Consider the following 3,337-nt stretch of genomic DNA (forward strand, 5'->3'; position numbering starts at 1 on the left):
ATGGCAAACTCAAAGCCGCATTTGTGGTATCTCGCGCTATCCAAAATACCAACATCGGTAAAGAAGTCGCCGCAGTGCTACAAGATTATAATTTGCCGGTACTTGATGCCAGAATCGTACAGCGTGTTAGCTACCCAAACAGTGCTTCAGTCGGCAAAACCGTATTTGAGACAGAATCTGCCAAGAGCAATGCCGTTACTGAGATCACGCAGCTGGTCAACGAGGTTAAAACGTTTTTTGATGAGGAGGATGCGCTATGAAAGCTGGCCGCCCAAGTAAAGATAAAAAAGACGCTCTTGAGTTGTCTGACGTCACTGATAAGTCCAAAAAGACCACACGAGTCAACTTCAATCTTGATGAAGATACCTATTTTGAGCTCAAACAATACGTGCTCGATAATCGCACAACCGTCACTAAACTGCTCACTGAGATGATTGAATCACGGTTGAATGAGCGTTGATAACAAACCTATATTGTTGATTTATAATAATTTATTATAAGGTGTATATACACCTATACACCTATACACCTATACACCTATACACCTAACGATGTTAATTTAGGATAATCATGAGTCAATCACAACAGCTTCAACAACTAAAAAAGCAGCTTTGGAATATTGCCAACGACCTACGCGGTAAGATGGGTGCAGATGAGTTTCGGGACTACATACTAGGATTTATTTTTTATAAATACTTATCGGATAAGTTCATCCGTTTTGCCAATAACATCTTGGCTGAAGAAGGCGAGGGCTTTGACAATTTTGCAAATTTTGACATTAACAATCCTGATCACTTTGAATATATCGAGGAAGTCAAAGAAAACGCTATTGATGAGATTGGCTACGCGCTTGCGCCCAATCAGTTGTTTCATCAACTGGCCAAACGCGGCAAACAAGACCAGGCGTTTATCCTCGATGATTTGGCTGATACGCTAAAAGCCATCGAGCAGGGCACATTAGGCACGGACTCAGAAGAAGATTTTGCCAACCTATTTGAAGATATCGACCTCAATTCAACCAAGCTTGGTAATAGCCCTGATGACCGTAATGAGCTGATCGTAAAAGTGCTAAGTCACTTAGACGCCATTGATTTTGACCTGAGTAACACTGAAAGCGATGTGCTAGGTGATGCTTATGAGTATCTGATCGGTGAGTTCGCCAGTGGCGCAGGCAAAAAAGCGGGGGAGTTTTATACCCCGCAAATGGTATCTACGTTACTGGCCAAAATCGTCACTAGCGGCAAGGACACTATAAACTCAGTCTATGACCCAACGTGTGGCTCAGGCTCTTTGCTGTTGCGTGTCAAGCGTGAAGCGGATGATGTGGATAGAATCTACGGTCAAGAGATGAACCGCACCACCTATAACTTGGCACGCATGAACATGATTTTGCATGGCGTGAACTTCACCAAGTTTGATATCAAACAAGAAGACACGCTCAAGCGTCCGCAGCACGTTGGAATGCGCTTTGATGCCATCGTGGCCAATCCGCCATTTTCGGCGCACTGGTCCGCTGATCCCTTACTGCTTCAAGACGAGCGCTTCTCAGACTATGGCAAACTTGCGCCCAAGACCAAAGCCGACATGGCCTTTGTCCAGCACATGCTGCATCACTTAGATGATAACGGCACAATGGCAGTGGTATTGCCGCATGGCGTACTGTTTCGCGGTTCAAGTGAGGGCGATATTCGTGAATACATCATCAAAAACCTTAACGCCTTAGACGCTGTGATTGGACTGCCTGCCAATATCTTCTATGGTACCAGTATTCCAACCTCTATTTTAGTATTTAAAAAGAACCGCAAGCACAATAAAGACGTCTTCTTTATCGATGCCAGTAAAGGCTTTGAAAAGCAAGGTAATCAAAATATGCTGCTGCCTGAGCATATTGATACCATCATCAAAACCTATCAAGCACGTGAGAATGTCGATAAATTTGCTCATATCGCGTCTTTAAAGGATATTAGCGATAATGACTATAATCTGAATATTCCGCGCTACGTGGACACGTTTGAGGCTGAGCCTGAAGTCGATCTAGCAGCCGTTGCCAAGTCATTGCAAGATTTAGAAAAAAAGAGCCAAAAAACGGACGCTACTATCAATAGCTTCTGTAAAGAGCTGGGCATTGAGTCGCCTTTTAAAGCAGCGCTATAAAGCAAAGATAAGGACACGATGATATGGCAACGCCAAAATTGCGGTTTAAAGAGTTCGATACAAGTTGGAAAAGAAAAAGCCTTGGTGATATTACCTCTAAAATAGGTAGTGGTAGTACGCCACGAGGTGGCTCAAAGGCATATACAGAAGATGGCGTTATCTTTATAAGAAGCCAAAATGTGAATAACAACCAACTTATACTAGAAAACATTGTTTATATTCCTCAAGAAACTCATATAAAAATGTCAGGAAGTAAAGTAGTAGCAAATGATATTTTACTCAATATAACAGGAGCTTCTATTGGACGTAGCTGTGTAGTGCCCAGTAATTTTAATGAGGGCAACGTAAATCAGCATGTCTGTATCATTAGAAGTCAAAGTCATGACCCTTTGTTTATACAGTCTTTCTTAAGTTCAAAGAAAGGACAAAATGCGATCCAGTCCAAACAAACTGGCAGTGGCAGAGAAGGTATAAACTTCCAAGCAATTCGTTCAATTGATTTTGATTTACCTACCAAAGAAGAACAAACCAAAATCGCCACATTCCTATCCGCTGTCGATACCAAAATCGACGAGCTTACCCAAAAGCATGAGCTACTCAGCGAATATAAAAAAGGCATGATGCAGCAGCTTTTTAGCCAAAAAATTCGTTTTAAAGCCGATGATGGGAGTGATTTTGAGGATTGGAAGGAAAGAATACTGGGTAATGTTTGTACCACTTTCTCAGGAGGTACGCCTACGAGTTCAAATACTGCTTTTTACGAAGGAAGTATCCCATTCATAAAATCTGGTGAGATAGCGCAAGAAAGTACTGCTCAATTTATAAACAAATCAGCCTTGGATAACTCGTCTGCTAAGTTAGTAGAAAAAGGTGACTTACTATATGCTTTATATGGTGCTACTAGTGGTCAAGTTGCTATATCTCAAATTGAAGGAGCTATTAATCAGGCTGTCTTATGCATACGAAGCGAAACATTAGATACGAACTATCTTCACAATTATCTCGTGTTTAGAAAACAAAAGATAATCTCTACCTACCTACAAGGTGGTCAGGGAAACTTATCAGCTTCTATTTTGAAAAAGATATCTATTCCTAATCCATCCTTTAAGGAACAGACTAAGATCGCCAACTTCTTAACCGCTATTGACCAAAAAATTGATAACGTCGCCGAGCAAATTGACCA

At 41.5% G+C, this 3,337-nt stretch carries 3 protein-coding genes and 1 pseudogene; all 4 read left to right on the forward strand.

The window, feature by feature from the left end; genetic code table 11:
* Nucleotides 1–260 (forward strand): annotated as a pseudogene (locus ACS8FC_RS13845) (ParA family partition ATPase); the annotation flags it as partial.
* A complete protein-coding gene (locus ACS8FC_RS13850; protein WP_300312249.1) occupies nt 257–460 on the forward strand; it encodes a hypothetical protein in 204 nt (67 codons plus the stop codon). The pseudogene ACS8FC_RS13845 and the gene ACS8FC_RS13850, both read left to right, overlap by 4 nt.
* A 110-nt stretch (nt 461–570) precedes the next feature.
* Nucleotides 571–2,154, forward strand: coding sequence for a type I restriction-modification system subunit M (locus tag ACS8FC_RS13855; RefSeq protein WP_439297186.1), 1,584 nt, complete (start codon nt 571–573; stop codon nt 2,152–2,154).
* A gap of 23 nt (nt 2,155–2,177) precedes the next feature.
* Nucleotides 2,178–3,337 (forward strand): restriction endonuclease subunit S (locus tag ACS8FC_RS13860; RefSeq protein ID WP_439297187.1); only part of this gene is annotated, 1,160 nt, incomplete at its 3' end.

Source organism: Psychrobacter sp. 1Y4, assembly GCF_051847555.1.